Below are 23,269 nucleotides of genomic sequence, written 5' to 3'. Positions count from 1 at the left end.
CTCGGCGCGGGGCGCTTGGAGATCGTGAACAGGCTCTGATGTAACCGGCGGCGCGTCCGTGGCGAAGGGGAGGGTGGAGGTGGCGTGACCGCTTCCGTCCCTTTCCTCACTCAAGGATCCACCCATGAACACACGCACGCTTGCCGCCCTTGCGCTTTCCGTTGCGGTCGCTGCCTTCGCCGTCGCGCCCGCCTTCGCGCAGGATGCCATGCCCGCCAGTGCCGGCACGGCGATGTCGCACGACGCGATGCAATCCAAGGATGCGATGAAGGGTTCCATGCACAAGGACGACATGATGAAGAAGGACGCGATGAAGTCCGGCGCGATGAAGTCCAAGGCGATGAAGTCCGATGCCACGATGAAAAAGGACGACGCGATGAAGATGAAGCCGAGTACCGGCAATGCCATGAGCAGCGGTGGCTGATGCACGGGCGGCATGGCGGGCAAGCCACCCGCCATGCCGCGTTTCACGCCACGCGGGCGAGGCGGGCGGATAATCGCGTGATTCTCCACAACGGATCACGCGCATGGCCTCTTTCGCACAGCAGCTCGGCATCGAACACCCGCTGATCCAGGCGCCGATGGCCGGCGCGAGCACGCCGGCGCTGGCCGCGGCAGTCTCGGAGGCCGGTGGCCTGGGCTCGCTGGGCGTGGGCTATATCGAGCCGCAGGCGATCCTCGACCAAGCCGCGCAGGTGCGCGCGCTTACCGGTCGACCGTTCGCGCTGAACCTGTTCGTGTTGCCCGACGACTTCGAGCCGGACATGGCGGCCGTGGCGCGCGCCCGCGCGCGGCTGGACGCGCTGATGGAGCGCGAGGGACTCGAGGTGCGCACCAGCCTGCCAATGCGCTGGACACCCCGCTTCTCCGAACAGTTCGCCGCGCTGTGCGAGACGCGGCCCGCCGTGGCCAGCTTCGCGTTCGATCTGCTGACGCCGGCGCAGATGCAGGAAATCAAGCGTCGCGACATCTACGTGATCGGCACCGCCACCACGGCAGCGGAGGCGCGCGCCTGGGCCGAGCGCGGCGCCGACGCGGTATGCGTGCAGGGGGTCGAGGCGGGCGGGCATCGCGGCGGATTCCTGCATGCGGGCGAGACGCCGCTGATCGGCCTGTTCGCGCTGATTCCGCTGGCAGTGCGCGCGGTCGCGGCGAGCGGTAGGGAAATCCCGGTGATCGCCGCCGGTGGCATCATGGACGGCGCGGGCATGCTCGCTGCCGAAGTGCTGGGCGCCGCGGCCAGCCAGCTCGGCACGGCCTTCCTCGCCTGCCCGGAGTCGTCCGCGGCGGAAGCGTGGAAGCGCGATCTGGCGACAGCGGAAGACCATCGCATAGCCACCATCCGCAGCTTCTCCGGCCGCGCCGCACGCGGCCTGCGCAACCGCTACGTCGAGGCGATGGAAAGCATGGCGGACGAACTGCCGGCCTATCCCGTGCTCAACGCGCTCACGGCGCCCCTGCGGCGCGCGGCGGCCGCGGCCGGTCGCGCCGATCTCGTTTCCGAATGGTGCGGCCAGGCTGCTGCGCTGGCGCACCCACAGCCTGCCGCCGAACTGGTGGCGCGACTGATGCACGAATACCGGCTGGCGCGGCGGGCGCTGGCGCATTGATGGCTCAGACATTGCGCATGCCGCCTTGACCTGCGCCGACACGGCGGGCGTTATACTGCCGCCGCGCCGCTCAGGCGCGTGACTCCGTACCGAGGCATCCCCACCTTGAGCACTAGCCGCAAGACCAAGGCCGACACCACGGCCGAACTGCGCAAGACCGTCATCGCCGCGCTGGAAGAACTGAAGGCCAAGGACGTCCGCGAAATCGACGTGCGCGGCAAGACCTCCATTGCCGACCTGCTGGTGATCGCCTCCGGCACTTCCGCGCGCCACGTCAAATCCATCGCCGACGAAGTGGTGAAGTTCGCCAAGAAGGCGGGCGTAATGCCGCTGGGCGTGGAAGGCGAGCAGGAAGCCGAATGGGTGCTGGTGGACCTGGGCGACGTGATCGTCCATGTGATGCTGCCGCGCATCCGCGAGTTCTACGGCCTGGAACGGCTGTGGACGGTGGGCGACCGCGAGCCGGATGTCGATGCGGCGAGCGCGGGGTGAACACCCGCTTTTCCTCCTCTCCCTTGCGGAGGGGATGCAGCTTTTCTCCCTTCCATTGGCGGAACTGGCGCAACTTTTCTCCCTCTCCCTTCCAGGGAGAGGGCCGGGACGAGGGGCGCATCCTGCGACGCCTCTCCCACGAAGCGGACAAGCGCTTCGATGGTTTTTCCCGTCAGCCCCACCCCCTCTCCTCGCTCTTCAAAACTGCGGCCATCCATGGCCGCTTCCCGCATGCTCCGAAGTGGAGAGGAGGCGAATATGGGCGCTGCGCGCCGGCTTTTATCGTTGGACAGCAATCATGCGCGCGCGCCTGATTGCTGTCGGCGAGCGCATGCCCGCCTGGGTGGCGGAAGGCTTCGCCGAGTACCGCAAGCGCCTCTCGCACGAATTGCCGCTGGAGCTGGTCGAGCTGAAGCCCGGTGTGCGCGGCAAGGGACGTGACGATGCGAAGGCGATCCTCGACGAGGGCACCGCGATACTCGCCACGCTGCCGCGCGACTGCCACGTCGTCGCACTGGACGGCCGCGGCAAGACCTGGTCCAGCGAAGACCTGGCCGCGCAACTCACGGCATGGCGCATGTCGGGGCGCGAACTGGCCTTCCTGATCGGCGGCCCCGATGGCCACGCGCCCGCGGTGCTGTCGCGCGCCGACCAGCGTTGGTCGCTGGGTCCGCTCACCCTGCCGCACATGCTGGTGCGGCTGGTGCTGGCCGAACAGCTGTACCGCGCCACGACCATCGTGGCGGGGCATCCCTACCATCGGGCCTAGTCCGCCCATGTCGCTGCCGCTGCTCGGCTGGCTGTTCGCGTTCGGGGTGGTGGCCCACAACACCGAGGAAGCATGGTTGCTTCCGTCGTGGCCAGGGCGTCCGCGGTTCCGCCGGGCGAACGTGGAGGCCGCTTCGTTCTGCTTCGCCGCTGCGGTCCTGTCGCTGGTTGCGCTGCTGGCCGCGTGGCTCGCAGATGTCGGCGGCCCGCACAGCGTGGGCGCATATCTCATCGCAGGTTACGCCATGGCCATGGTGCTGAACGTGTTCCTGCCGCATGTCGCCGCGACGGTGGCCTTGCGTGCCTACGCGCCGGGCACGGCCACCGCCTTGGTGTTCAACCTGCCGCTCGGTGGCTGGCTCGTGTATCGATCGCTGGCCGAGCACTGGATCGAACCATCCGCATTCGCCGTGTCCGGCCCGTTGACGGTGCTCGGCATTGCCGCCCTTGGCGCGGCGCTGCTTTGGCTGGGCAACCGGCACGTGGCTGCAGCAGGCAGGCGTTCATCGCAGGACGGCATGCGTTAGGCTCGGCAGTCGTTTCCATTGCGGAGTTGCCATGACCTCCCTCATCCGCCCGGCTACCCTCCACGACCTCGATGCATTGGTGCTGCTGTTCGACGGCTATCGCCAGTTCTACGGCAAGCCGTCCGACGAACAGGGCGCGCGCGAATTCCTCACGGCGCGCTTGCGCCTGAACGAATCGCTGATCCTGCTGGCGCGCGATGGGCACGGCGTCGCGCAGGGTTTCACCCAGCTCTATCCGCTGTTCTCCTCGGTACGCATGGTGCGCACCTGGCTGCTCAACGATCTGTTCGTGGCCGCGCACGCGCGCCGGCAGGGCGTGGCGAAGGCGCTGCTCGAAGCGGCGGCAACGCATGCGAAGAAGCTGGGCGCGGCCAGCCTGTCGCTGTCCACCGCGCACGACAACCTGCCGGCGCAGACCTTGTACGAATCGCTGGGCTGGCAGCGCGACCTGCAGTTCCGCGAATACAGTCTCGTGCTTTGAAGGATCGCAGGATGCTCTATCTCGCCTCGCAATCGCCACGTCGTCGCGAATTGCTGACACAGCTCGGGATTGATTTCCGCGTGATCGACGTGGAGGTGCCCGAATTGCGTGCTGCGCAGGAGTCGCCGCGCGAGTACGTGAACCGTGTCGCCCGTGACAAGGCGCGTGCCGGGTTGGCTGCGCTCGCAGGAGCGGCCGGTGCCATGGTGCTGGGTGCGGATACCGAGGTGGTGCTGGACGACGAAGTGTTCGGCAAACCGCGCGACGCGCAGGACGCTGCAACCATGCTGCGTCGCCTTTCCGGTTGCACGCACGCGGTGATTTCGGCCGTGTGGCTGCTCGATGCGCGTGGCGAGCGCAGCGCCTGCTGCGTGTCGCGCGTGCGTTTCGCGGAACTGGACGATGCCGCCATAACCGCCTATGTCGCTACCGGCGAATCCCTCGGCAAGGCTGGCGCCTATGCCATCCAGGGACGCGGTGCGACCCTGGTCGAGCATCTGGAAGGCAGCTATTCCGGCGTGATGGGCCTGCCGCTGTTCGAGACCGCGCAATTGCTGCGCGCGGCGGCGATCTATCCGGGTTGATGCAGCGACGCGAACAGCGCCGCCATCGCCAGCAGGTTGTTGCAGCCGTGGGCAATCACCGCGGGCCACAGCGAACCCGAGCGCAGCCGCAGCCACGCGAGCGCCACGCCCAGCAGCGCGAGATTGGGCAGTGCGTACCACAGCCAGTGCAGGTCCGGCAGGTGCACCAGCGCGAACAGCACGGCGCTGACCAGCACGGCCCAGGCGGTGCGCAAGCGGCGCAGCAGGGCGGAGAGCAGCACGCCACGGAACAGCAGTTCCTCCACCAATGGGCCGGCGCTCGCCACCACCAGCGTCAGCGCGATGCCGAAGCCGAGGCTGGTGTCGCCGCCCAGTTGCTTCACGTCCTGCGGTACGGCATGGCCGTGTGCGATCAGTTCGGTGAGCTTGCCGCCGACCCAGGGCATCGCCAACCCCACCACCACGGCAACGGCACACCAGGCCGCGGTGGGCATGGTAAAGCCGAAGCCCGGCGGTTGCGCCCGCGACCACAGCGGCGGCCAGAAGCGCCGCGCCAGCCACAGCGTGGCGGCGGCATCGGCAAGCAGCACGGTCATCACCAGGGAGCTCTTGACGTCCGCGTCCGCCATCGCGGCATGCACATCGCTTATCGCGGCATGGTGATGAGCCAGGCCGATGGCCATGCCCAGCAGCAGGACCACCAGCATGCCGATGGCCACCTGCAGCGCGAAATACAGCACGATCATGCCCAGCGCGTGGCCTATCTCCGGCAGGCGCGTGCTTGCAGGCGGCATGGGCGAAGGGCTGAAGCGCGGTGCATCCATCGGGCGGTGAATCCTTGCGCCTGGTGGACGAAACGCCGGAGCGCGCGGCGCCGCATTCCGTGCAGCCATCTTGGCGGCTGCGCGCGGGCATTGGCAATGCGCCGTCCGGCACGGTGCCGCTTGTATAGTGGGCTGCATTTCCCGCCACGATGGCGCCGGCGTACGTCCGCATGTTCGAATTCGACTGGTTGATCGATCCCACCGCCTGGGCCGGTCTCCTCACCCTGGTGGTGCTGGAAATCGTGCTGGGCATCGACAACCTGGTATTCGTCGCGATCCTCTCCGACAGGCTGCCGTCGCAACGGCGCGACCACGCGCGCCTGCTTGGCCTCGGACTCGCCCTGGTGATGCGCCTTGCGCTGCTGGCGGCGATGTCGTGGCTGGTCCGGCTCACCGCGCCCATCGTGGAGTGGCACGGCCTGTCGCTGTCGTGGCGAGACATCATCCTGCTCGCGGGCGGCGGCTTCCTGCTGTTCAAGGCCACGCTGGAACTGCACGAACGCCTGGAAGGTGGCGACGAGCATCGTTCCGAAAGCCGTGCGCAGGCACGCTTCTGGCCGGTGGTGGTGCAGATCGTGGCGCTGGACCTGGTGTTCTCGCTGGATTCGGTGATCACTGCGGTAGGCATGGCCAACCACCTTTCGGTGATGATGATCGCGGTAGTGATCGCGGTGCTGCTGATGATCCTGGCGAGCAAGCCGCTCACCGCGTTCATCAACGCGCGGCCGACGGTGGTGATCCTGTGCCTGTCCTTCCTCCTGATGATCGGCTTCAGCCTGGTCGCCGAAGGCCTAGGCTTCCACATCCCGAAGGGTTATCTGTACGCCGCGATCGGCTTCTCCATCGTGATCGAGGCGCTCAACCAGACCATGCGCCGCAATCGCCGGCGCAGCCTGCTGGCCAGCGCGCGCACGTTGCGCGAGCGCACGGCGCAGGCGGTGCTGCGCCTGCTGGGTACCGGCAGCATGGAGGAAGAGGCGGTCCCGGCTGCCGCCGCCGGAAACGGCGCGGTGTTCGGCAAGGACGAGCTGGCGATGGTGCAGGGCGTACTCGACCTGGCGCACCGCCCGGTGCGTTCCATCATGACGCCGCGCCCGGAAATCAGCTGGATCGACCCGCGCGAGGACGCCGCCAAGCTGCGCGCCGAAGTCGCTGCCTGCGGCCATCACTGGATACCGCTGGCGGCCGACGACCTCGACCAGCTGGTCGGCGTAGCCACTTCGCACGACCTGCTGGCCAGCCTGCAGGAACACGGCCACATCGACGCCGAGCGTGTGGTGCGCAAACCGATGACCGTGCCGGCATCGCTGAGCGTGCTGCGCCTGATCGACGAATTCCGCCGTTCGCCGCTGCAGGTGGCGCTGGTGGTGGACGAGTACGGCAGCGTGCTCGGCCTGGTCACGCCAGCGGATGTGCTGGCGAGTATTGCCGGTGAGTTTTCCGAAGCGGGCGACGGGGATTCGGCAGCGGTGCGCGAGGCCGATGGTTCGTGGTTGCTGGATGCCAGCCTCGATTTGCGCCGGGTGGAGCAGTTGCTGGGTCATCGGCTGGGCGGGGATGACAGTTTTTCCAGCCTCGCAGGATATGCGTTGCAACAGCTGGGGCGATTGCCCGCAGTGGGGGAGCGGTTTGCCAGTGAAGGGTTGAGGTTTGAGGTGGTGGCGATGGATGGAGCGCGTATCGAGCGCTTGCGTGTCGCGACTGCTTAGCGGGCACTCAAGTCTGCTGATGTTTTGTGCTGCGCTTGCTGGGGTCTCCCGCATGTTGTGGTGTGCATTGGCGTCCGCGGAAGCGGTTTCCAAGCTTGCGGGAGAGGGATTGGGAGAGAGGCTTTTGCCCCCAGGCTCATGCGAGTTTCAGAGCGGTTTCGTGCCGCTGCCGCGGCGCGAGTTACTTTTCTCTTGGCCATGCTGTATGGACTGTAGCGATAGGTAACAGTCGTGCCAGGACATAGGTAACAGTCTATTCGCCCTCGCGCATGTCGATGGTGGCGAGATGGTGATGAGCGAAGTAGAGGTCCAGCCACATGTTCCTGAGGACGATAGCTATCCCAGGAGCCGCACCAACAAAGAAGCCGATGGTTTCTGTGTTCAATGCGAAGAGCTTCCTATGTGGCCTATCGGCTTTTAGCCGACAAGCAAGGCGCGGACCAGACCCGCCAGCGCCATCAGCAGCGTTGCTGCCCAGCCCACCATGCCCAGCGCGAAGCCGCCGCCACGACGGGCGGCATCCTGCAGGTAGGCCAGCGCGTACCAGACGCGGCCGACGATCCATACCAGTCCCGCCACGCCGGCCCAGCCGCCGTAGCCGTAGTGCACGGCCACCCACAATGTGGGCAGGAACAGCAGTACGGCTTCCAGGGTGTTCATCTGCACGCGATAGGCGCGCTCGAAATCGGGGTGGCCGCTGATGGCGGGCGCCTTGATGCCGTATTTGCCACGCGCGCGGCCTACCGCGAACATCGTGCCGAACTGCAGCAGCACGGCAAGCAGGACAACCAGGGCGGGCAGTTGCTGGAGCATGGCGCGTCTCTTCGGGAAAGGTGTACCACTGTAGCGGTTTGGCGCGGGGGCGCGCGAGGCGCTATCGTCGTTGCGGGCATCCATGCGGGAGGGGCGACATGGACTGGCAGAAGGGCGAGAACAGCGACAACGTCGAGGAAGGCAGCGGTGGCGGCAGCGGTTTCCAGCCGGGCGGGGTCCATCTCGGCCTGGGCGGCTTGCTGATCCTCCTGGTGCTCAGCCTGATCTTCAAGCGCGACCTGATCACGCCTTTTCTGGGTGGTGGCGTGGGAGTGCAGCAGACATCCGGACAGACGCAGCCCACGCAGGCCGTCAGTTGCCAGAATCCGGGCGACGGGCAGATCGCGTTCGCCTGCCACATCATGGGTTCCACCGAGAAGACCTGGGGGACTACTTCGCCGCGATGGGCAAGACCTATGTCGATCCCAAGCTGCACCTGTTCCAGGGCGAGGTGGCTACGGCGTGCGGTGCCGCTTCCACCGCGGTGGGGCCGTTCTATTGCCCGGGCGATCGGAAGGTCTACCTCGACCTCGGCTTCTTCCAGGAACTGCAGGACCGCTTCCACGCTTCCGGCGATTTCGCGCGGGCCTACGTGATTGCGCACGAAGTCGGCCATCACGTGCAGAACCTGCTCGGCGTGTTCGACAAGGTGCGGCAACTGCAGCAGCAGGGTTATCCGATGGACGGCGCCGACGGCCTCTCGGTGCGGCAGGAGCTGCAGGCCGACTGTTTCGCCGGCGTGTGGGCCAACCGTACGCAGCAGCGGCTCGACTGGCTGCAGGCGGGCGACGTGGAATCCGCGCTCAATGCGGCCAGTGCGGTTGGCGACGACACCCTGCAGAAGGAAACCGAGGGCCGCGTGATGCCCGACACCTTCACCCACGGCACCTCGGCGCAGCGCGTGAAGTGGTTCAAGGCCGGCATGCAGAGCGGCGACATCAGGAGCTGCAACACATTCGCGGGCGAGCCGTGAGGACACGCCAAGGGTGATCAGGTATTCCTTGCTGTAACCCCGCGGCAGCCAGCGGAGGCGCTGTCGTTGCTCACGCGTGCACGTCGCAGAGCTTCATCAGCAACTGCTGCTGGGCGTCGTGCAACGCTTCGCCGGGGCCGCATGTGGCGGGGCGATAGCTTCCGTCGGCCTGCAGGTCGGCCGCGCCGATGTTGTCTTCCAGGTAAAGCTGCAACGCCGCGTGGATGCGCTGCTGCAGCTTGCGGCCTTCGATGGGGAAGGCGCATTCCACGCGGCGATCCAGGTTGCGCTCCATCAGGTCCGCACTGGACAGATAGAGCGTCGGGTCACCGGCATTGGCGAACCAGTAGGCGCGGCTGTGTTCGAGGAAGCGGCCGATCACCGAGCGCACGCGGATGTGTTCCGACACGCCGGGTACGCCGGGTCGCAGGCAGCACATGCCGCGCACGATGAGGTCGATGCGTACGCCGGCGATGCTGGCCTTGTACAGCGCGCGGATGACCTTGGGCTCGGTCAGCGCATTGACCTTGATGATGATCTGCGCCGGCTTGCCCGCCGCGGCATGTTCGGTCTCGCGACCGATCAGTTCCAGCAGGGTTTTCTTCAGGGTGAACGGTGCCTGCAGCAGCTTCTTCATGCGCAGCGCCTTGCCCATGCCGGTGAGCTGGCTGAAGAGCTTGTGCACGTCCTCGCACAGCGCTTCGTCAGAGGTGAGCAGGCTGTAATCGGTGTAGAGCCGCGCATTGCCGGTGTGGTAGTTGCCGGTGCCCATGTGCGCGTAGCGCACCAGCTCGCTGCCCTCGCGGCGCTGGATCAACATCAGCTTGGCGTGGGTCTTGATGCCCACCACGCCGTAGATCACCATCGCGCCGGCCTGCTGCAGGCGCGAGGCGAGCGAGAGGTTGGATTCCTCGTCGAAGCGTGCGCGCAGTTCCACCACCGCGGTCACTTCCTTGCCCGCGCGCGCCGCGTCCACCATGGCGTCGACGATTTCCGAATCCGCGCCGGTGCGGTACAGCGTCTGCTTGATCGCCAGCACCTGCGGGTCCTTGGCCGCCTGCCGCAGCAGTTCCACCACCGGCGTGAACGACTCGTAGGGGTGCAGCAGCAGCACGTCCCGTTTCGCGATCACCGCGAACAGATCCTCGGCGTGCTTCAGCAGCTTGGGCAACGCGGGCACGAAGGACGGGTACTGCAGCGCGGGGTAATTCACCTTGCTGGCGATGCTGAACAGCCGCGCCAGGTTCACCGGGCCGTTCACCTCGTACAGTTCCGATTCGGCAAGGCCGAACTGTTTCAGCAGGTAGGTGCTGAGGTTTTTCGGGCAGTTGTCCGCCACTTCCAGCCGCACCGCGTCGCCGAAGCGGCGCGAATACAGTTCGCCGCGCAGCGCCAGCGCCAGGTCTTCCACGTCCTCCGGATCGAGTGCGAGGTCGGCGTTGCGGGTGAGCCGGAACTGGTAGCAGCCCAGTACGTTCATGCCGGGGAACAGCTCTTCGGCGTGCGCGTGGATGATCGAGGACAGCAGCACGTAGCAGTCGCCGTGCCCGGCGACATCGGGGGGCATCTGGATCAGGCGGGGCAGCACGCGCGGTGCCGGTACCACGGCGAGTCCGGAGTCGCGGCCGAACGCGTCCACGCCGTCCAGCTGCACGATGAAGTTGAGGCTCTTGTTGACCAGCAGCGGGAACGGGTGGGTGGGATCCAGCCCGATCGGCGTCACCAGCGGCGCCACCTCCGCGCGGAAATAGTGGCGCACCCATTGCTTCTGCTTCTGCGTCCACTCGTCGCGTCGCGTGATGCGGATGCCGTGCGTGGCCAGTTCCGGCAGGATGCGCTCGTTGAGGATCGAGTACTGCCGCTCGATCTGCCGGTGGGCGATCACGCCAATCTCTGCCAGCACCTGGCGCGGCGCCATGCCATCGACGCCGGGGAGTTCGCGCTCCAGCGCGATCTGGCCCTTCAGCCCCGCCACGCGGATCTCGAAGAACTCGTCCATGTTGCGCGAGAAGATCAGCAGGAACTTCAGCCGTTCCAGCAGCGGCGTGCGTTCGTCCAGCGCTTGGTCGAGGACACGCGTGTTGAACGCGAGCAGCGACAGCTCGCGGTTGATGTACAGCCGGCGCTCGCCGAGGTCAGGCGTGGTTGCTTCGGTTGCGTCATTGGCCGCCGGTGCATCGATGGCGACTGGCGTGGGCTTGCGGGGAGCGCGTGAGCTCATGGGGTCGTGTCCGTGGGGCGCCTGCGGCGCCTGATGCTGCGGGCATGGTAACCCTCGGCGGCTCATGCGCTTCAGGCACGGGTGTGGCGACTTTGACCAAGGTTCATGACGGAGGGATGACGTGTCTTTGCCTTCGGCAGGAACGCACCCCGTAGGCGAGTCCTTCTGCTCCGATCAAGCATCAGAGCCATCGCGCACAGGGTGCGCTCCTGCGGTCGATCAATGTGCACGACCTTCGTGCCCCTGCTTCGCCAGATACTGGCTGGGCGGTGCCCCCAGGGCGCGGCGGAATGCGGCGCTGAAGGCGCTGGCGCTGGCGTAGCCCAGGTCGATCGCGACGGTGGTGACCGGTTCGCCGCCGCCGAGCCGGCTCAGCGCGGTCAGCAGGCAGGCCTGCTGGCGCCATGCGGCGAAGCTCATGCCGGTCTGTCGGCGGAACAGTCGGGTGAAGTGGCGCCGGCTCATGCCGGCCTTGTGCGCCATCGCGTCCACGTCGATCTCCAGTGCGGGCGCGGCGAGCAGGGCACGGCACAGCCTGCGCAGGCGCGGCTCGTCGGGCAGCGGCGTGTTCAGCGGCAGCACGGGCATCATGCGGATCTCGTCCAGCAGCAGCGCCATCACGCGGCCGTCGCGGCCGTCCAGCGCGTATTCCAGCGGCAGGTCCACGGCCTCCAGCAGCAAGGCGTGCAGCAGCGGGGACACCTCGATCACCTGGCAGTACGCGGGCAGGCCCGCGGCATCGGCGGCCTCGCGCCGCACATAGATGCTGCGCGTGGAGACCTCGCCGCTCATGCGCACCTCGTGCGGCACGCCCGGCGGTATCCACAGCGCGCGTCGCGGCGGCACCACCCAGCTGCCGCGGTCGGTCACCGCGCTCATTACGCCGGTGGCCGCGTACAGCAGCTGGCCACGGCGGTGCGCGTGGGCGGGCAGCACGTAGCCGGCGGCGTAGTCGTTGCCGGCGGCGACTACGTCGCGCGGCGCGTTTTCGTAGGCATCGACGGGGGTGTGTCTCATAAGAGCCCGCTCCAATGGCCCGAATTCTACAGATTGTGACCCGACGGCGCATGCGGGCCGCCCAAGGGCGGTTTATCGTGCGCGCAGCGATGGATGCAAGGCATGCCATCGCGATCTTTCCCCAAGATCCCAGACGGTTTCCCCATGCAGACCCGCGTCGACGCCATTCCCCTGAACCCTGCCGCCAACCCGCCCGCGGCCACGGAGGAACGCACCCAATTCACCGTGCTGGGTGCGATCAGCTTTTCGCACCTGCTCAACGACATGATCCAGTCGCTGATCCTGGCGATCTACCCGCTGCTGAAGAGCGGCTTCCATCTCAGCTTCGCCCAGGTCGGCCTGATCACGCTGACCTACCAGGTCACCGCCTCGCTGCTGCAGCCGCTGGTGGGCATGGCGGCCGACCGTCGCTCGATGCCGTATTCGCTCGCCGCCGGCATGGGCTTCACCCTGTGCGGCCTGTTGCTGCTGGCCTATGCGCCGAATTTCCCGGTGCTGCTGTTCGCGGCGGGGCTGGTCGGCACGGGTTCCTCGATCTTCCATCCGGAATCCTCGCGCGTGGCGCGCATGGCGTCGGGCGGGCGCCCGGGCCTGGCGCAGTCGGTGTTCGTGGTGGGTGGCAACTTCGGCGCGTCGCTGGGGCCGCTGCTGGCGGCGTGGATCATCGTGCCGCACGGGCGCGGCAGCGTGGCGTGGTTCGCACTGGCGGCGCTGCTGGCCATCGTGGTGCTGGTGCAGATCGGCCACTGGTATGCGCGGCATGCGGGGCGCGTGAAGGCGCGCGCGCGCCGTGCGCCGGTGCGCGAGCTGTCGCGCGGCATGGTGCTGTTCTCGCTGTTCATCCTCACCGTGCTGATCTTCTCCAAGTATTTCTACATCGCGAGCATCAGCAGCTATTACACGTTCTACCTGATGCACACCTTCGGCGTGTCGGTGCAGGATGCGCAGGTGCACCTGTTCGTGTTCCTCGCGGCGGTGGCGGCGGGCGTGCTGATCGGCGGCCCGCTGGGCGACAAGGTAGGGCGCAAGTGGGTGATCCTTGGCTCCATCCTCGGCGTGGCGCCGTTCGCGCTGATGCTGCCGCATGCCAACCTGTTCTGGACCAGCGTGCTCAGCGTGGTGATCGGTCTGGTGCTGGCTTCGGCTTTCACCACCATCATCGTGTTTGCGCAGGAGCTGGTGCCGGGGCAGCTTGGCATGATTTCCGGCGTGTTCTATGGGTTGGCCTTCGGCATGGGCGGTTTGGGGGCTGCGTTGCTGGGCAAGCTGGCCGATTTGCAGGGCATCGGCTATGTCTATCAGTTGTGCGCGTGGCTGCCGTTGATCGGCGTGTGCGCGATTTTGTTGCCGGATATCGAGAAGCCGGCCAGGCGGTGAGGTTGTTTCCGTAACCGGGCCCTCTCTCCGTCATTCCAGCGTAGGCCGGGATGACGAGCGAAATGAGAGTCCTCGCTAAATCTGGCGAGTGGGCCTTGCGTCTTCATAGCCGCAGGTTGCTGCGCGCCAGTTCGATCAGTTCGTCGCCGCGGCCGTTCATCACGGTACGCAGGGCCCACAGGCTGAAGCCCTTGATCTGTTCCAGTTGGATCTTCGGCGGCATCGACAGTTCCTGCCGGTTGGTGACCACGTCGACCAGGGCAGGGCCGTCGTGTGCGAAGGCTTCGCGCACTGCAGCTTCCAGGTCGCCAGGATCATCCACGCGCACGCCGTGGATGCCTATGGCGCGCGCCATGGCGGCGAAGTCGGGGTTGTCCAATGAGACGCCGGTGGGCAGGAAGCCGGCAGCCTTCATCTCCAGCTCCACGAAGCCCAGCGTGCCGTTGTTGAACACCACGATCTTCACCGGCAGCTTGTGCTGGATCAGGGTGAGCAGGTCGCCCATCAGCATCGCGAAGCCGCCGTCGCCGGAGAGGCTGACCACCTGGCGCTGCGGATACGCGGTCTGCGCGCCGATCGCCTGCGGCATCGCGTTGGCCATCGAGCCGTGCACGAAGGAGCCGAGCAGTCGGCGCTTGCCGTTCATGCGCAGGTAGCGCGCGGCCCAGATCGTGGGCGTGCCGACGTCGCAGGCGAACACCGCGTCCTCGCTGGCGACCTGGTCGACCACCTTCGCCACGTATTGCGGGTGGATGGGTTTCTGGCCCGGCTTGCCGGTGGCGAGTTCGTCCAGCCCTTCGCGTGCCTTGCGGTAGTTGGCGAGGCTGGCCTTGAGGTGGCTGTCGTCGCGCACGGGCTTGAGGCGCGGCAGCAGTACCCGGACGGTGGCACCGACGTCGCCGACCAGGCCCAGATCGAGCTTGCAGCGGCGGCCCAGGTTCTCCCCGCGCAAGTCGATCTGGCAGATCTTCGCATCGCTGGGGAAGAATTGCCGATAGGGAAAGTCGGTGCCGAGCAGCAGCAGAGTGTCGCAATCCATCATCGCCTGGTAGCCGGAGCTGAAGCCGATCAGGCCGGTCATGCCGACGTCGTTGGGGTTGTCCCACTCGATGTGTTCCTTGCCGCCCAGCGCGTGCACCACTGGCGCCTTAAGTGTTTCGGCAAGTTCCATCACCGCGTCGTGCGCGCCGGCACAGCCACGCCCGCAGAACAGGGTGATCTTGCGGCCACCGGACAACAGTGCGGCCAGCTTGTCGAGCTGGTCGTGCGAAGGCACCACCGTGGCGGGCACGGGCAACAGGCTGGCTGCATCGGCGACCGGTCCGGAGGATTCGGCCAGCGCGACGTCGCCTGGTATCACCAGCACGGACACGCCGCGCTGGACGACGGCAGTGCGCACCGCGATCTCGACGGCGCGATGGATCTGGCTGGGGCTGCTCACCAGTTCGCAGTAGTGGCTGCATTCCTGGAACAGGTTCTGCGGATGGGTTTCCTGGAAGTAGCCGCTGCCGATCTCCACCGAGGGGATGTGCGCGGCGATCGCCAGCACCGGCGTGCGTGAGCGTTGCGCGTCGTAGAGGCCGTTGATCAGGTGCAGGTTGCCGGGGCCGCAGGAGCCTGCGCATACCGCCAGCTGGCCGGTGAGCTGCGATTCGGCGCCCGCGGCGAAGGCGGCGGCTTCCTCGTGCCGGTAATGGATCCAGCTCATCTCCTTGCGCTGGCGCAGCGATTCGGTAATCCCGTTGAGGCTGTCGCCGACCACGCCGTGGATGCGGCGTACGCCGGCGTTGGCGAGGGTCTCGACCAGCACGTCGGCGACGTTGCGGATGGCCATGAGGCGCTCCTGGGGTGGGGAGCGGTCATGCTGGCATGGGGGTTCTTCGGGCAGCGTGAAGGGGCGCCCGACGCGCTTTCTTAATTTTTGCGGGAGAGAAGTTCTGTGCTGTTGCAAGGAACAAGGCGGTCTCGGTCGCCTGCCGGCGCTCGAGTCCCTTTTCTTTGCAGGCCCGCGCCACTGCAGGAGCAGTGGCGAACGGCGAAGCCGACCCGAAGGGCGGAGGGCAGGATGCCCGGAGTCAAGAGAAGTAACCCAGGGAAACGGCCTGATTCAATCCGCCTGAACTACAAGCAGGCAGCGTAGAGGAAGTTGGAACCACTCATGGCGACACGTCCTGCACAGCGGCCATACCACGCGGTATCTGGGAACTGAGGGAAACATCTGGGGTTGAGGGAAACCGAAAGCTTTCCGGCTCGCCATCAGGCTGTGCTGCGCGAGCAACGCAGAGATCTTGATCGAGCCCTCAGCGCGCGCCGACTACCACCGGTTCCGGCTCCAGCCGCACGCCAAACTTCGCTGCCACGGTGGCGATCACGTGTTGCGCGAAGGCCCACAGTTCGCCGCCGCTGGCGTGGCCGTGGTTCACCAGCACCAACGCATGGCGGTTGGAGATGCCGGCGTCGCCTTCGCGTTGGCCCTTGAGGCCGGCGGCTTCGATCAGCCATGCGGCGGAGAGCTTGCTGCGGCCGTCGGGCTGCGGCCATGCGGGCAGTTCGGGGTGCTCCTGCTTGAGCACAGCGGCTTGCGCGGCATCGACCACGGGGTTCTTGAAGAAGCTGCCGGCGTTGCCGATCACCGCGGGGTCGGGCAGCTTGCGCGTGCGCAGGTGCACCACGGCTTCGGCGACGTGGAACGGCGCGGGCTTGGCCACGCCCATGCGCGCCAGTTCCTCGCGGATTCCGGCGTAGTCGAGCCTGAGTTCGCGCGAGCGGGGCAGGGCAAAGCGCACGGCGGTGACGATGTAGCGGCCGGGCTCGCGCTTGAACAGCGAGTCGCGGTAGCCGAACGCGCACGTGGCGCGGTCGAGCTGGGCGACGCGATGCTCGCGGGTGTCCCAGGCCTCCACGCTCTCGATGAACTCGGCGACCTCGGTGCCGTACGCGCCGATGTTCTGGATGGGCGCGGCGCCCACTGTGCCGGGGATCTGGATCAGGTTTTCCAATCCTGCGTAGCCCTGGCCCAGCGACCAGCGCACGAAGTCGTCCCAGCGTTCGCCGGCGGCCACCGCCATGCGTGCGACGTCGCCGTCGTGCTCCACCTGCACGCCGCGGGTTTCCATCGCCAGCACGGTGCCGTCGAAATCGCCGGCGAGCAGCAGGTTGCTGCCTTCCCCCAGCACCAGCAGCGGCGCGTGGCGCACGGCAGGAAAGCCCAGCAGCTCGGGCAGCTTGCTGGCGTCGCGCAACTCGGCCAGCAACTTCGCGCGGGCGTTCACGCGCAGCGTGTTGCGGTTGGCGAGCGATGCGTTTTCGGTGAGCGTGTAGCCGCCCATGTCGGTCTTTTCAGGCGGCATGCGAGGTTTCCTGTTGACGGCGGATCTCATCCACACATTCGGCGATCAGGCGCGGGCCGCGGTAGATCAGGCCGGAGTAGATCTGCACCAGGTTGGCGCCTGCGTCGAGTTTTTCCGCCGCGTCGCTGCCGTCGAGGATGCCGCCTACGCCAATGACGGGCATGCGTTCGCCCAGGCGGCGGCGCATACCGCGCAGCACGTCGGTGGAAAGCGCGAACAGCGGTTTGCCGGACAGGCCACCGGTTTCGCTGCCGCGCGGATCGTCGGCCACCAGCGCGCGGTCGATGGTGGTGTTGGTGCAGATCACGCCGTCGATACCGGTGGCGAGCAGGGTTTCGGCGATGCCGTCCTGTTCGTGTTCGGAAAGATCGGGCGCGATCTTCAGCAGCATCGGTTTGCGCTTGCCGCTTTGCGAGCCAAGCTGTTCCTGCCGCTCGCGCAGCGTGGCGACGAAGCGCCGCAGCGTGGCTTCTTCCTGCAGGTCGCGCAGGCCCTGCGTGTTTGGCGAGGAGATGTTCACCGTGATGTAGGTGGCACGGTCGTACACGCGGTCGAGGCACAGCAGGTAGTCGTCCACCGCGTGCTCGTTCGGTGTGTCCTTGTTCTTGCCGATGTTGATGCCGAGCACACCGCGGTAGCCGGACTTGTCCACGTTGCGCACCAGCGCGTCGACGCCCGCGTTGTTGAAGCCCATGCGATTGATGATGGCCTCGTGCTGCGGCAGACGGAACAGGCGCGGCTTCGGGTTGCCCAGCTGCGGTCGCGGCGTCACCGTGCCCACTTCGACAAAACCGAAGCCCAGCGCGCCCAGCGCGTCGAGGTGGTCGGCGTTCTTGTCCAGGCCGGCAGCAAGGCCGACGGGGTTCGGGAACCGGATACCGAAGGCTTCCACCGGCAGTTCGTCGGCAGGCCTGGCGACGAAGCGCATCAGCTCGCTGCGATGGGCCACGTCCAGGCCATAGAGGGTGAGGCCGTGTGCGGTCTCGGCTTCCAACGCGAACAGCAGCGGGCGGAGCAGGTCGTACATGAAGTGTCTCGGTAGAATAAAGGTCCGGCTGACCGGTTTTTTTGCTCGTCATTCCTGCGAAAGCAGGAATCCAGTGACTATGGTTTTCAGGAAATTACAGTCGCTGGATTCCAGCTTTCGCTGGGATAACGAGCTAAGGCTGAAGCGTACCGACGATGATGCGCGTGTCGTAGTCGAAGCTGATGCGGCCGTCCTGCTGGCAGTGCTCGAACAGCTCGCGCAGCGCGGCGATCATCGGCACGTGCTGCGGATGGCCTTCCTTCGGTGCATAGGAAGACGACATCAGGCGCCCGCGCAGCGCATCGAAATCCAGCGACTGTTTGTGTTCGAAGCGCACGGTGCCGCGCCAGCCAGCGCCGAACCATGCACGCATGCTGTCGTCGTCGGCATAGCGTTCCGCCACGCTGGTGTAGTCGGTGCCGTAGCGTTGAAGCAGTGCTTCGTAGCCTTCGAGGAAGGGTGTGCCGGTGAGGCGGCGCGAGTTCCAGAAGATCGCGGCGAGGCCGCCCGGACGCAGGATGCGTGCGAACTCGCGGCGCGTGGAGGCGGGGTCGAACCAATGGAAGGCCTGCGCCACCGTCACCAGGTCGATGCTGCCATCGGGCAGGTGAGTGGCGTCGGACGTGCCGTCGACGGCGCGGAAGCGCAGGTTACCGCCCAGCCAGGCGAGCGCCGCGTCGCGCATCGCCGCGTTCGGCTCCACCGCGGTCACGTCGTGGCCGCCGTCGAGGAACAGCTTGCAGGAGATGCCGGTGCCCGCGCCCACGTCGGCCACCTTCCACGCGGGCGTGACGCCTTGTTCGCGATGCAGCCAGTCGAGCATCGCGGTGGGGTAGTCGGGGCGATAGCGCACGTAGTCGGCGACGCGGTCGCTGAAGCGCTCGGTGCTGTGCAGTTGGCTCATGGCATCAACCTGAGAGGTTCTGGCCGCCGTCCACGCACAAAGTCTGGCCAGTGATCCATCTGGCCCAGGGCGAGGCGAGGAACAGGGCAGCGTGGGCGATTTCCTCCGGCTTGCCGTAGCGGCCGAAAGGAATCTTGGCGAGCGTGGCGGCGTACAACTCGGGCTCTTCGCGCTTGCGCCTGTCCCACAGGCCATCGGCGAATTCGATGGAGCCCGGCGCGATGGCGTTGACGCGGATGCGCTGCCCGGCCAGCTGCATCGCCTGCGAGGTGGTGTAGTGGCTGAGCGCGGCCTTCATCGCGGCATAGGCGGAACCGTTACGGCGCGGATGGAAGGCGGCGATGGAACTGGTGTGCAGGATGCTGGCGTGCGGCGAGCGCTGCAGGTACGGCAATGCGCAGCGCGAGGCGCGCACCGCGGCCATCAAGTCGACGTTGAAATTCGCCAGCCACGCCTCGTCGTCCTCGCTGAAGCCGTAGCCCGAGGCGTTGTTCACCAGCACGTCGATGCCGCCCAGCGCGTCCGCGGTGGAATCGATCCAGGCGGCGATGGCGTTTGCATCGCCAAGGTCGCAACTGGCCGCGTGCGTCGCGTGGCCGAAGCCGGCGAGTTCGTCGTGCGTGGTCTTGAGTGCCTCCGCGCCGCGTGCGCAGATGGATACGTCCGCGCCGGCTTCCGCGAAGGCCAGCGCGATGCTGCGGCCGATGCCCTTGCTGCCGCCGGCGACGGCGATGCGCCAGCCGTGGAAGTCGAAAAGCGGGGTGGCGTGTGCGTCAGGCATCGGTGACGTCAGTGCCAATGCGCGAAGCCCAGGCCGAAGATCAGCATCGCGATGATGAAGATCACCACCAGCACGCTGACGGTCAGTTGCACGTAGCCCAGCACCAACCCGGCGACGGCCATGCCATCGCCCTCCATGCGCTGGTCGATGGGCGCACGGCGGATTTCGCCACGCGCCAGGTGGCCGCAGATCACCGCGATCAACGCGCCGACGAAGGGCAGCATCACCCAGGCAAGGATGCCGAACACCAGGCTCACGATGGCCATGGAGCTGGTGGTGCTGCGTTGGGGCGGCTGGTAGCTCACGGCGGCGATCCTTGAAAGGTGAGGCCCTTCCCTGCAAGGGCAGGACAGCGCACATGACTCCGAAGGCCTTCGCATTTCTGCTCGTCATTCCGGCGAAGGCCGGAATCCAGTGACATCGTGGCCTGATCAGGCGTTGAAGCCATCGGATCCCGGCCTGTGCCGGGATGACGAGCTGGGTGCGTTCGGATGGGCCATGTGCGACAGCCCGCCTTGAGAGAGGTGCGATTGCTTACAGATCGAACTTGATGCCCTGCGCCAGCGGCAGCGAATCGGAGTAGTTGATGGTGTTGGTCTGGCGGCGCATGTAGGCCTGCCACGCCGTCGAACCCGACTCGCGGCCGCCACCGGTTTCCTTCTCGCCGCCGAACGCGCCGCCGATCTCCGCGCCGCTGGTGCCGATATTGACGTTGGCGATGCCGCAGTCGCTGCCGGCGGCGGAGAGGAAGGCTTCCGCGCGTTTCAGGTTGGTGGTGAAGATCGAGGACGACAGGCCCTGCGGCACCGCGTTCTGCATCTCGATGGCGTCCGCGATGTCGCGGTACTTCATCACGTACAGGATCGGCGCGAAGGTCTCGTGTTGCACGATCTCCGCGTCATTGGTCAGGCCGGTGACGATGGCCGGCAGCACGAAGTTGCCGGGGCGCTCGATCGCGGCGCCGCCGGTTTCCACCTTGCCGCCCGCAGCCTTGGCCTTGGCGATGGCGTCGAGGTAGGCGGCCACGCCTTCCTTGCTGTTGAGCGGGCCCATCAGGTTGGCCGGGTCGGTGGGATCGCCGATCTTGCCTTCCACCTGCTTGTACGCGGTGATCAGCTTGGCCAGCACCTCGTCGTACACCGACTCCTGCACGATCAGGCGGCGCGTGGTGGTGCAGCGCTGGCCGGCGGTGCCGACCGCGCCGAACACGATGGCCGGGATCGCCAGCTTAAGATCGGCGGTTTCGTCCACGATGATGCAGTTGTTGCCGCCCAGCTCCAGCAGCGAACGGCCCATGCGCTGCGCCACGCGCTCGCCGACCTGGCGGCCGACCTTGGTGCTGCCGGTGAACGAGATCAGCCCCACGCGCTTGTCGTCCACGAACTGCTGCGCCAGCGCGCTACCGGCGTCGTTGAACAGGAAGAACAGGTCGGGGAAGCCGGCCTTGTTCAGCGCCTCGTTGCAGATCTTCATCGAGGCGATGGCGGACAGCGGGGTCTTGGGCGAGGGCTTCCAGATGCTGATGTCGCCGCAGATCGCCGCGATGAAGCTGTTCCACGCCCACACCGCCACCGGGAAGTTGAACGCGCTGATGATGCCCACCAGGCCGATCGGGTGCCACTGCTCGTACATGCGGTGGCCGGGGCGCTCGCTGTGCATGGTCAGGCCGTACAGCTGGCGCGACAGGCCCACGGCGAAATCGCCGATGTCGATCATCTCCTGCACTTCGCCGTCGCCTTCCGGCTTGGACTTGCCCATCTCCAGCGCCACCAGCGAGCCCAGCGCATCCTTGTGCGCGCGCAGCGCGTCGGCGCACAGGCGGATCGCCTCGCCGCGGCGCGGCGCCGGCGTGGTGCGCCACACCTTGAAGGCGGCCTGGGCGCGCTCGACGATGGCGTCGTAGTCGGCCTGCGAGGAAGCGTTCACGCGGCCCAGCACCTCGCCGGTGGTCGGGTTCACCGGCTCCAGCACGCCGGCGCCCGTGGTCTTCGACCACTCGCCGTTGCCGAGATAGGTGCCGGAATTCGTCTCGGTCAGGCCGAGCGCGGAGAGGATGCTGTGGGACATGCGGACTCCAGTGCCGGACGCGTGCGTGCGCCCCGTTTCAAAAGGAGGATTCTAGCAGGGGCTGCCCCGCGGCCGGTTCCGGAGGGGGCGCGTTCCATGCCAGAATCCGCGCCTCGGCCCCGTAGCTCAGCTGGATAGAGCATCCCCCTCCTAAGGGGAAGGTCGCGCGTTCGAATCGCGCCGGGGTCACCAGATGCGATGAAGGCCGGCGAAAGCCGGCCTTGTCGTTTTGGAGGGCGAAGCTGCCAGCGATGCTTGAGCCAATTGGTGGCGAAGCCGTCCACCTCGAACGAATTGTCCGCTCACCTGCTATCTCGTCTCGTACTGGAAAGTCATGCTTACGAGCGATGGGCGAGCCTGCCCCTCCTGTTCCGCAGGAGACCATTCCGTCTCAAGTATCTGCTGACGTTCTTGAGGATTCAGCTTTATCCCGGTGGGATAGGAGACCTCCGTGGCCTCCGCTTTTCCCGTAGCGTCGAGTGCGACGACAACACATACGAGGCTTGTCATTGCTTGACGGTGGAGCGACCCGGCAACTGTTACCGGAAGCGTCGAGAGGATCTTTGGCTGCTTGTCGGCGGTCGTGGCCAGGATGTGATCCGGAAGTTGCTTTTGAAAGACGGCCAAAAGCGGGGCCTTGTCACAAGAAATGATGGGGCGATCCGGGCGGCTCGCATTGACTGCGCCGCTAGCGATGATTAGCAATGACGCTGCGAAAATTCTAGTCATGTGGTTCAGCTTTGGAGTTATTAAGTGGCGCCGATGACATCCACAAAAGGTGTCGGGACAACTCATGCGAAAATGTCCCTGACACATTTTTTAACCTGACACATTTTTTAACCTGGCGCCTGAATTAAGCCGCGCCGCGAAGCAGCGTCGGCTTGAATGAATTGTTAGACGCGCAAGGCATCGAACTAACCCCTGTAGCCGTCGAGCAAGACGGGTGGAAGGCTCATTGCCTCCTGCATCCACTCTTGCACAGTATTCCTGGACAGTAGCAGGCTGTGCCAGGTCTGGGTCAACGGCCACGCGTCCGAGTCTGGCCGATGCGACATGATGCGAATCAAGGTGGGAACAAGCGTCAAATCAGCGAGTGATAAAGCGCCAAAAAGGAAGGGGCCGCCGTTGCGTTGGAGTGCGCTCTCGAAAACGTCAAATAGCCGCTTTGCATCTGCTACCTCATCAGAGGTCATGGCACGCCGATCAGGATAGAACGAACTTTCAAATGAGAGTCGCGGACAAATATTGGAAAGACCTGAATGTTGCCAAGCAATCAAGGAACGCGTTTGAGCTCGCAACTTCATATCCTTCGGAAGAAGGGAGCCGTCTCCAATGTCGTTGGCGTACTCCATGATGGCAAGCGAGTCGTAGATGATGGCGTTGCCATCTACGAATACAGGCACAGCCCCTGGCGGTGAAAATTCAGCTATCCGGGCGAGGTTACCGAAGCGCTGGGGTTCCCGAATGTCAACAACGCATTCCTCAAACTCAATGCCTTGCTCCTTAAGAGCCAACCAAGCCCGGAAAGCCCAGCTAGAGGCATTCTTTGTGCCAGAGTAAAGGATACGGCTCATGGATATGAATCACCGAGATGGACTATGCACATCTAACTTAAATTCGGTTGTTGAATGAAGCCTAATCCCGCAGCCTAAGCCAGCGATATGGGCTCTAGTCATCGCACGCTTTCCACACAAATCAAAGACTTCCCCCCCCCCCGATCGCGCCGCCTATTCCTGTCGTCTAATCCTGCAGCCTTTCCCGAAGATGGCGACCACGTAGCAAT

21 protein-coding genes, 1 tRNA gene and 1 pseudogene are annotated in these 23,269 nt (G+C 66.0%); 11 read left to right on the top strand and 12 right to left on the bottom strand.

The window, feature by feature from the left end:
• Positions 1-124: 124 nt before the first annotated feature.
• The 7 genes from ISP25_RS06960 to ISP25_RS06930 all read left to right on the top strand — a co-directional run bounded on the left by ISP25_RS06960 (position 125) and on the right by ISP25_RS06930 (position 4,462).
• A complete protein-coding gene (locus ISP25_RS06960) occupies positions 125-424 on the top strand; it encodes a pentapeptide MXKDX repeat protein (protein ID WP_404612705.1) in 300 nt (99 codons plus the stop codon).
• A gap of 103 nt (positions 425-527) precedes the next feature.
• Complete coding sequence (locus tag ISP25_RS06955) at positions 528-1,610, top strand: NAD(P)H-dependent flavin oxidoreductase (protein ID WP_404612703.1); 1,083 nt, start codon at positions 528-530, stop codon at positions 1,608-1,610.
• A gap of 105 nt (positions 1,611-1,715) precedes the next feature.
• The gene (gene rsfS, locus ISP25_RS06950) at positions 1,716-2,102 is read left to right on the top strand and encodes a ribosome silencing factor (RefSeq protein ID WP_192154699.1); all 387 of its coding nucleotides are present in this window, start codon (positions 1,716-1,718) and stop codon (positions 2,100-2,102) included.
• 298 nt (positions 2,103-2,400) lie between these two features.
• Positions 2,401-2,871 carry a 23S rRNA (pseudouridine(1915)-N(3))-methyltransferase RlmH gene (rlmH, locus tag ISP25_RS06945; RefSeq protein ID WP_192154700.1) on the top strand — a complete coding sequence of 157 codons (471 nt, stop codon included), beginning with the start codon at positions 2,401-2,403 and terminating at the stop codon, positions 2,869-2,871.
• 7 nt (positions 2,872-2,878) lie between these two features.
• Positions 2,879-3,397 carry an HXXEE domain-containing protein gene (locus tag ISP25_RS06940; protein WP_404612701.1) on the top strand — a complete coding sequence of 173 codons (519 nt, stop codon included), beginning with the start codon at positions 2,879-2,881 and terminating at the stop codon, positions 3,395-3,397.
• A 31-nt stretch (positions 3,398-3,428) separates the two neighbouring features.
• On the top strand, positions 3,429-3,878 hold the full coding sequence (locus tag ISP25_RS06935) for a GNAT family N-acetyltransferase (RefSeq protein ID WP_404612699.1): 450 nt from the start codon (positions 3,429-3,431) through the stop codon (positions 3,876-3,878).
• A gap of 11 nt (positions 3,879-3,889) precedes the next feature.
• Positions 3,890-4,462, top strand: coding sequence for a Maf family protein (locus tag ISP25_RS06930; RefSeq protein ID WP_404612697.1), 573 nt, complete (start codon positions 3,890-3,892; stop codon positions 4,460-4,462).
• Here ISP25_RS06930 and ISP25_RS06925 read toward each other — a convergent pair.
• On the bottom strand, positions 4,450-5,247 hold the full coding sequence (locus ISP25_RS06925) for a CPBP family intramembrane glutamic endopeptidase (RefSeq protein WP_404612695.1): 798 nt from the start codon (positions 5,245-5,247) through the stop codon (positions 4,450-4,452). The two genes, ISP25_RS06930 and ISP25_RS06925, sit on opposite strands and share 13 nt — an antisense overlap.
• 170 nt (positions 5,248-5,417) lie before the next feature.
• Here ISP25_RS06925 and ISP25_RS06920 point away from each other — a divergent pair, with 170 nt between their 5' ends.
• Positions 5,418-6,956, top strand: coding sequence for a TerC family protein (locus tag ISP25_RS06920; protein WP_404612693.1), 1,539 nt, complete (start codon positions 5,418-5,420; stop codon positions 6,954-6,956).
• 417 nt (positions 6,957-7,373) lie between these two features.
• Here the strand turns inward: ISP25_RS06920 and ISP25_RS06915 are convergent, their stop codons facing one another.
• On the bottom strand, positions 7,374-7,769 hold the full coding sequence (locus ISP25_RS06915; protein ID WP_192154714.1) for an MAPEG family protein: 396 nt from the start codon (positions 7,767-7,769) through the stop codon (positions 7,374-7,376).
• Between the two features lie 98 nt (positions 7,770-7,867).
• On the opposite strand from ISP25_RS06915, the pseudogene ypfJ reads away from it, so the two are divergent.
• Positions 7,868-8,742, top strand: a pseudogene (ypfJ, locus tag ISP25_RS06910) (KPN_02809 family neutral zinc metallopeptidase).
• A 70-nt stretch (positions 8,743-8,812) separates the two neighbouring features.
• Here ypfJ and ppk1 read toward each other — a convergent pair.
• Together ppk1 and ISP25_RS06900 are read right to left on the bottom strand one after the other, a co-directional pair.
• The gene (gene ppk1 / locus ISP25_RS06905) at positions 8,813-10,963 is read right to left on the bottom strand and encodes a polyphosphate kinase 1 (RefSeq protein ID WP_404612691.1); all 2,151 of its coding nucleotides are present in this window, start codon (positions 10,961-10,963) and stop codon (positions 8,813-8,815) included.
• A gap of 219 nt (positions 10,964-11,182) precedes the next feature.
• Positions 11,183-11,980, bottom strand: coding sequence for an AraC family transcriptional regulator (locus ISP25_RS06900; protein ID WP_192154720.1), 798 nt, complete (start codon positions 11,978-11,980; stop codon positions 11,183-11,185).
• Between the two features lie 144 nt (positions 11,981-12,124).
• Between ISP25_RS06900 and ISP25_RS06895 the strand changes: the two genes are divergently transcribed.
• Positions 12,125-13,357 carry an MFS transporter gene (locus ISP25_RS06895; RefSeq protein ID WP_404616282.1) on the top strand — a complete coding sequence of 411 codons (1,233 nt, stop codon included), beginning with the start codon at positions 12,125-12,127 and terminating at the stop codon, positions 13,355-13,357.
• Positions 13,358-13,460: 103 nt separating this feature from the next.
• Here ISP25_RS06895 and poxB read toward each other — a convergent pair whose 3' ends face one another.
• From poxB to amaB, 7 genes are all read right to left on the bottom strand, one after another.
• Complete coding sequence (poxB, locus tag ISP25_RS06890; protein WP_404612689.1) at positions 13,461-15,191, bottom strand: ubiquinone-dependent pyruvate dehydrogenase; 1,731 nt, start codon at positions 15,189-15,191, stop codon at positions 13,461-13,463.
• Between the two features lie 466 nt (positions 15,192-15,657).
• On the bottom strand, positions 15,658-16,686 hold the full coding sequence (murB, locus tag ISP25_RS06885; RefSeq protein ID WP_404616281.1) for a UDP-N-acetylmuramate dehydrogenase: 1,029 nt from the start codon (positions 16,684-16,686) through the stop codon (positions 15,658-15,660).
• 10 nt (positions 16,687-16,696) lie between these two features.
• Positions 16,697-17,734, bottom strand: a complete 1,038-nt coding sequence (locus ISP25_RS06880) for a quinone-dependent dihydroorotate dehydrogenase (protein WP_404612687.1) — start codon at positions 17,732-17,734, stop codon at positions 16,697-16,699.
• A 133-nt stretch (positions 17,735-17,867) separates the two neighbouring features.
• The gene (locus ISP25_RS06875; RefSeq protein WP_404612685.1) at positions 17,868-18,638 is read right to left on the bottom strand and encodes a class I SAM-dependent methyltransferase; all 771 of its coding nucleotides are present in this window, start codon (positions 18,636-18,638) and stop codon (positions 17,868-17,870) included.
• Positions 18,639-18,642: 4 nt separating this feature from the next.
• The gene (locus ISP25_RS06870) at positions 18,643-19,419 is read right to left on the bottom strand and encodes an SDR family NAD(P)-dependent oxidoreductase (protein ID WP_404612684.1); all 777 of its coding nucleotides are present in this window, start codon (positions 19,417-19,419) and stop codon (positions 18,643-18,645) included.
• A gap of 8 nt (positions 19,420-19,427) precedes the next feature.
• Entirely contained in the window at positions 19,428-19,724 is a 297-nt protein-coding gene (locus ISP25_RS06865; protein WP_192154729.1) for a DUF4190 domain-containing protein, read from the bottom strand.
• A gap of 229 nt (positions 19,725-19,953) precedes the next feature.
• Positions 19,954-21,486 carry an L-piperidine-6-carboxylate dehydrogenase gene (gene amaB / locus ISP25_RS06860; protein ID WP_404612682.1) on the bottom strand — a complete coding sequence of 511 codons (1,533 nt, stop codon included), beginning with the start codon at positions 21,484-21,486 and terminating at the stop codon, positions 19,954-19,956.
• 115 nt (positions 21,487-21,601) lie between these two features.
• On the opposite strand from amaB, the gene ISP25_RS06855 reads away from it, so the two are divergent.
• Positions 21,602-21,678, top strand: a tRNA-Arg gene (locus ISP25_RS06855).
• Between the two features lie 722 nt (positions 21,679-22,400).
• Here the strand turns inward: ISP25_RS06855 and ISP25_RS06850 are convergent.
• Complete coding sequence (locus tag ISP25_RS06850) at positions 22,401-23,060, bottom strand: glutathione S-transferase family protein (protein WP_404612680.1); 660 nt, start codon at positions 23,058-23,060, stop codon at positions 22,401-22,403.
• Positions 23,061-23,269: the final 209 nt, after the last annotated feature.

The organism is Rhodanobacter hydrolyticus, assembly GCF_044904645.1.
Note: the sequence above shows the minus strand (reverse complement) of the source record. Positions and strands in the feature narration are given on the sequence as shown.

Bases quoted from the DNA above. Each gene is read 5' to 3' on its own strand.
- ISP25_RS06940 (WP_404612701.1), top strand. From the start codon at position 2,879: ATGTCGCTGCCGCTGCTCGGCTGGCTGTTCGCGTTCGGGGTGGTGGCC.
- ISP25_RS06875 (WP_404612685.1), bottom strand. From the start codon at position 18,638: ATGAGCCAACTGCACAGCACCGAGCGCTTCAGCGACCGCGTCGCCGAC.
- ISP25_RS06960 (WP_404612705.1), top strand. From the start codon at position 125: ATGAACACACGCACGCTTGCCGCCCTTGCGCTTTCCGTTGCGGTCGCT.
- ISP25_RS06930 (WP_404612697.1), top strand. From the start codon at position 3,890: ATGCTCTATCTCGCCTCGCAATCGCCACGTCGTCGCGAATTGCTGACA.
- ISP25_RS06850 (WP_404612680.1), bottom strand. From the start codon at position 23,060: ATGAGCCGTATCCTTTACTCTGGCACAAAGAATGCCTCTAGCTGGGCT.
- ppk1 (WP_404612691.1), bottom strand. From the start codon at position 10,963: ATGAGCTCACGCGCTCCCCGCAAGCCCACGCCAGTCGCCATCGATGCA.
- ISP25_RS06935 (WP_404612699.1), top strand. From the start codon at position 3,429: ATGACCTCCCTCATCCGCCCGGCTACCCTCCACGACCTCGATGCATTG.
- ISP25_RS06915 (WP_192154714.1), bottom strand. From the start codon at position 7,769: ATGCTCCAGCAACTGCCCGCCCTGGTTGTCCTGCTTGCCGTGCTGCTG.
- ISP25_RS06870 (WP_404612684.1), bottom strand. From the start codon at position 19,419: ATGCCTGACGCACACGCCACCCCGCTTTTCGACTTCCACGGCTGGCGC.
- rlmH (WP_192154700.1), top strand. From the start codon at position 2,401: ATGCGCGCGCGCCTGATTGCTGTCGGCGAGCGCATGCCCGCCTGGGTG.
- ISP25_RS06955 (WP_404612703.1), top strand. From the start codon at position 528: ATGGCCTCTTTCGCACAGCAGCTCGGCATCGAACACCCGCTGATCCAG.
- ISP25_RS06880 (WP_404612687.1), bottom strand. From the start codon at position 17,734: ATGTACGACCTGCTCCGCCCGCTGCTGTTCGCGTTGGAAGCCGAGACC.
- ISP25_RS06925 (WP_404612695.1), bottom strand. From the start codon at position 5,247: ATGGATGCACCGCGCTTCAGCCCTTCGCCCATGCCGCCTGCAAGCACG.
- amaB (WP_404612682.1), bottom strand. From the start codon at position 21,486: ATGTCCCACAGCATCCTCTCCGCGCTCGGCCTGACCGAGACGAATTCC.
- ISP25_RS06895 (WP_404616282.1), top strand. From the start codon at position 12,125: ATGCAGACCCGCGTCGACGCCATTCCCCTGAACCCTGCCGCCAACCCG.
- ISP25_RS06920 (WP_404612693.1), top strand. From the start codon at position 5,418: ATGTTCGAATTCGACTGGTTGATCGATCCCACCGCCTGGGCCGGTCTC.
- poxB (WP_404612689.1), bottom strand. From the start codon at position 15,191: ATGGCCATCCGCAACGTCGCCGACGTGCTGGTCGAGACCCTCGCCAAC.
- ISP25_RS06900 (WP_192154720.1), bottom strand. From the start codon at position 11,980: ATGAGACACACCCCCGTCGATGCCTACGAAAACGCGCCGCGCGACGTA.
- murB (WP_404616281.1), bottom strand. From the start codon at position 16,686: ATGGGCGGCTACACGCTCACCGAAAACGCATCGCTCGCCAACCGCAAC.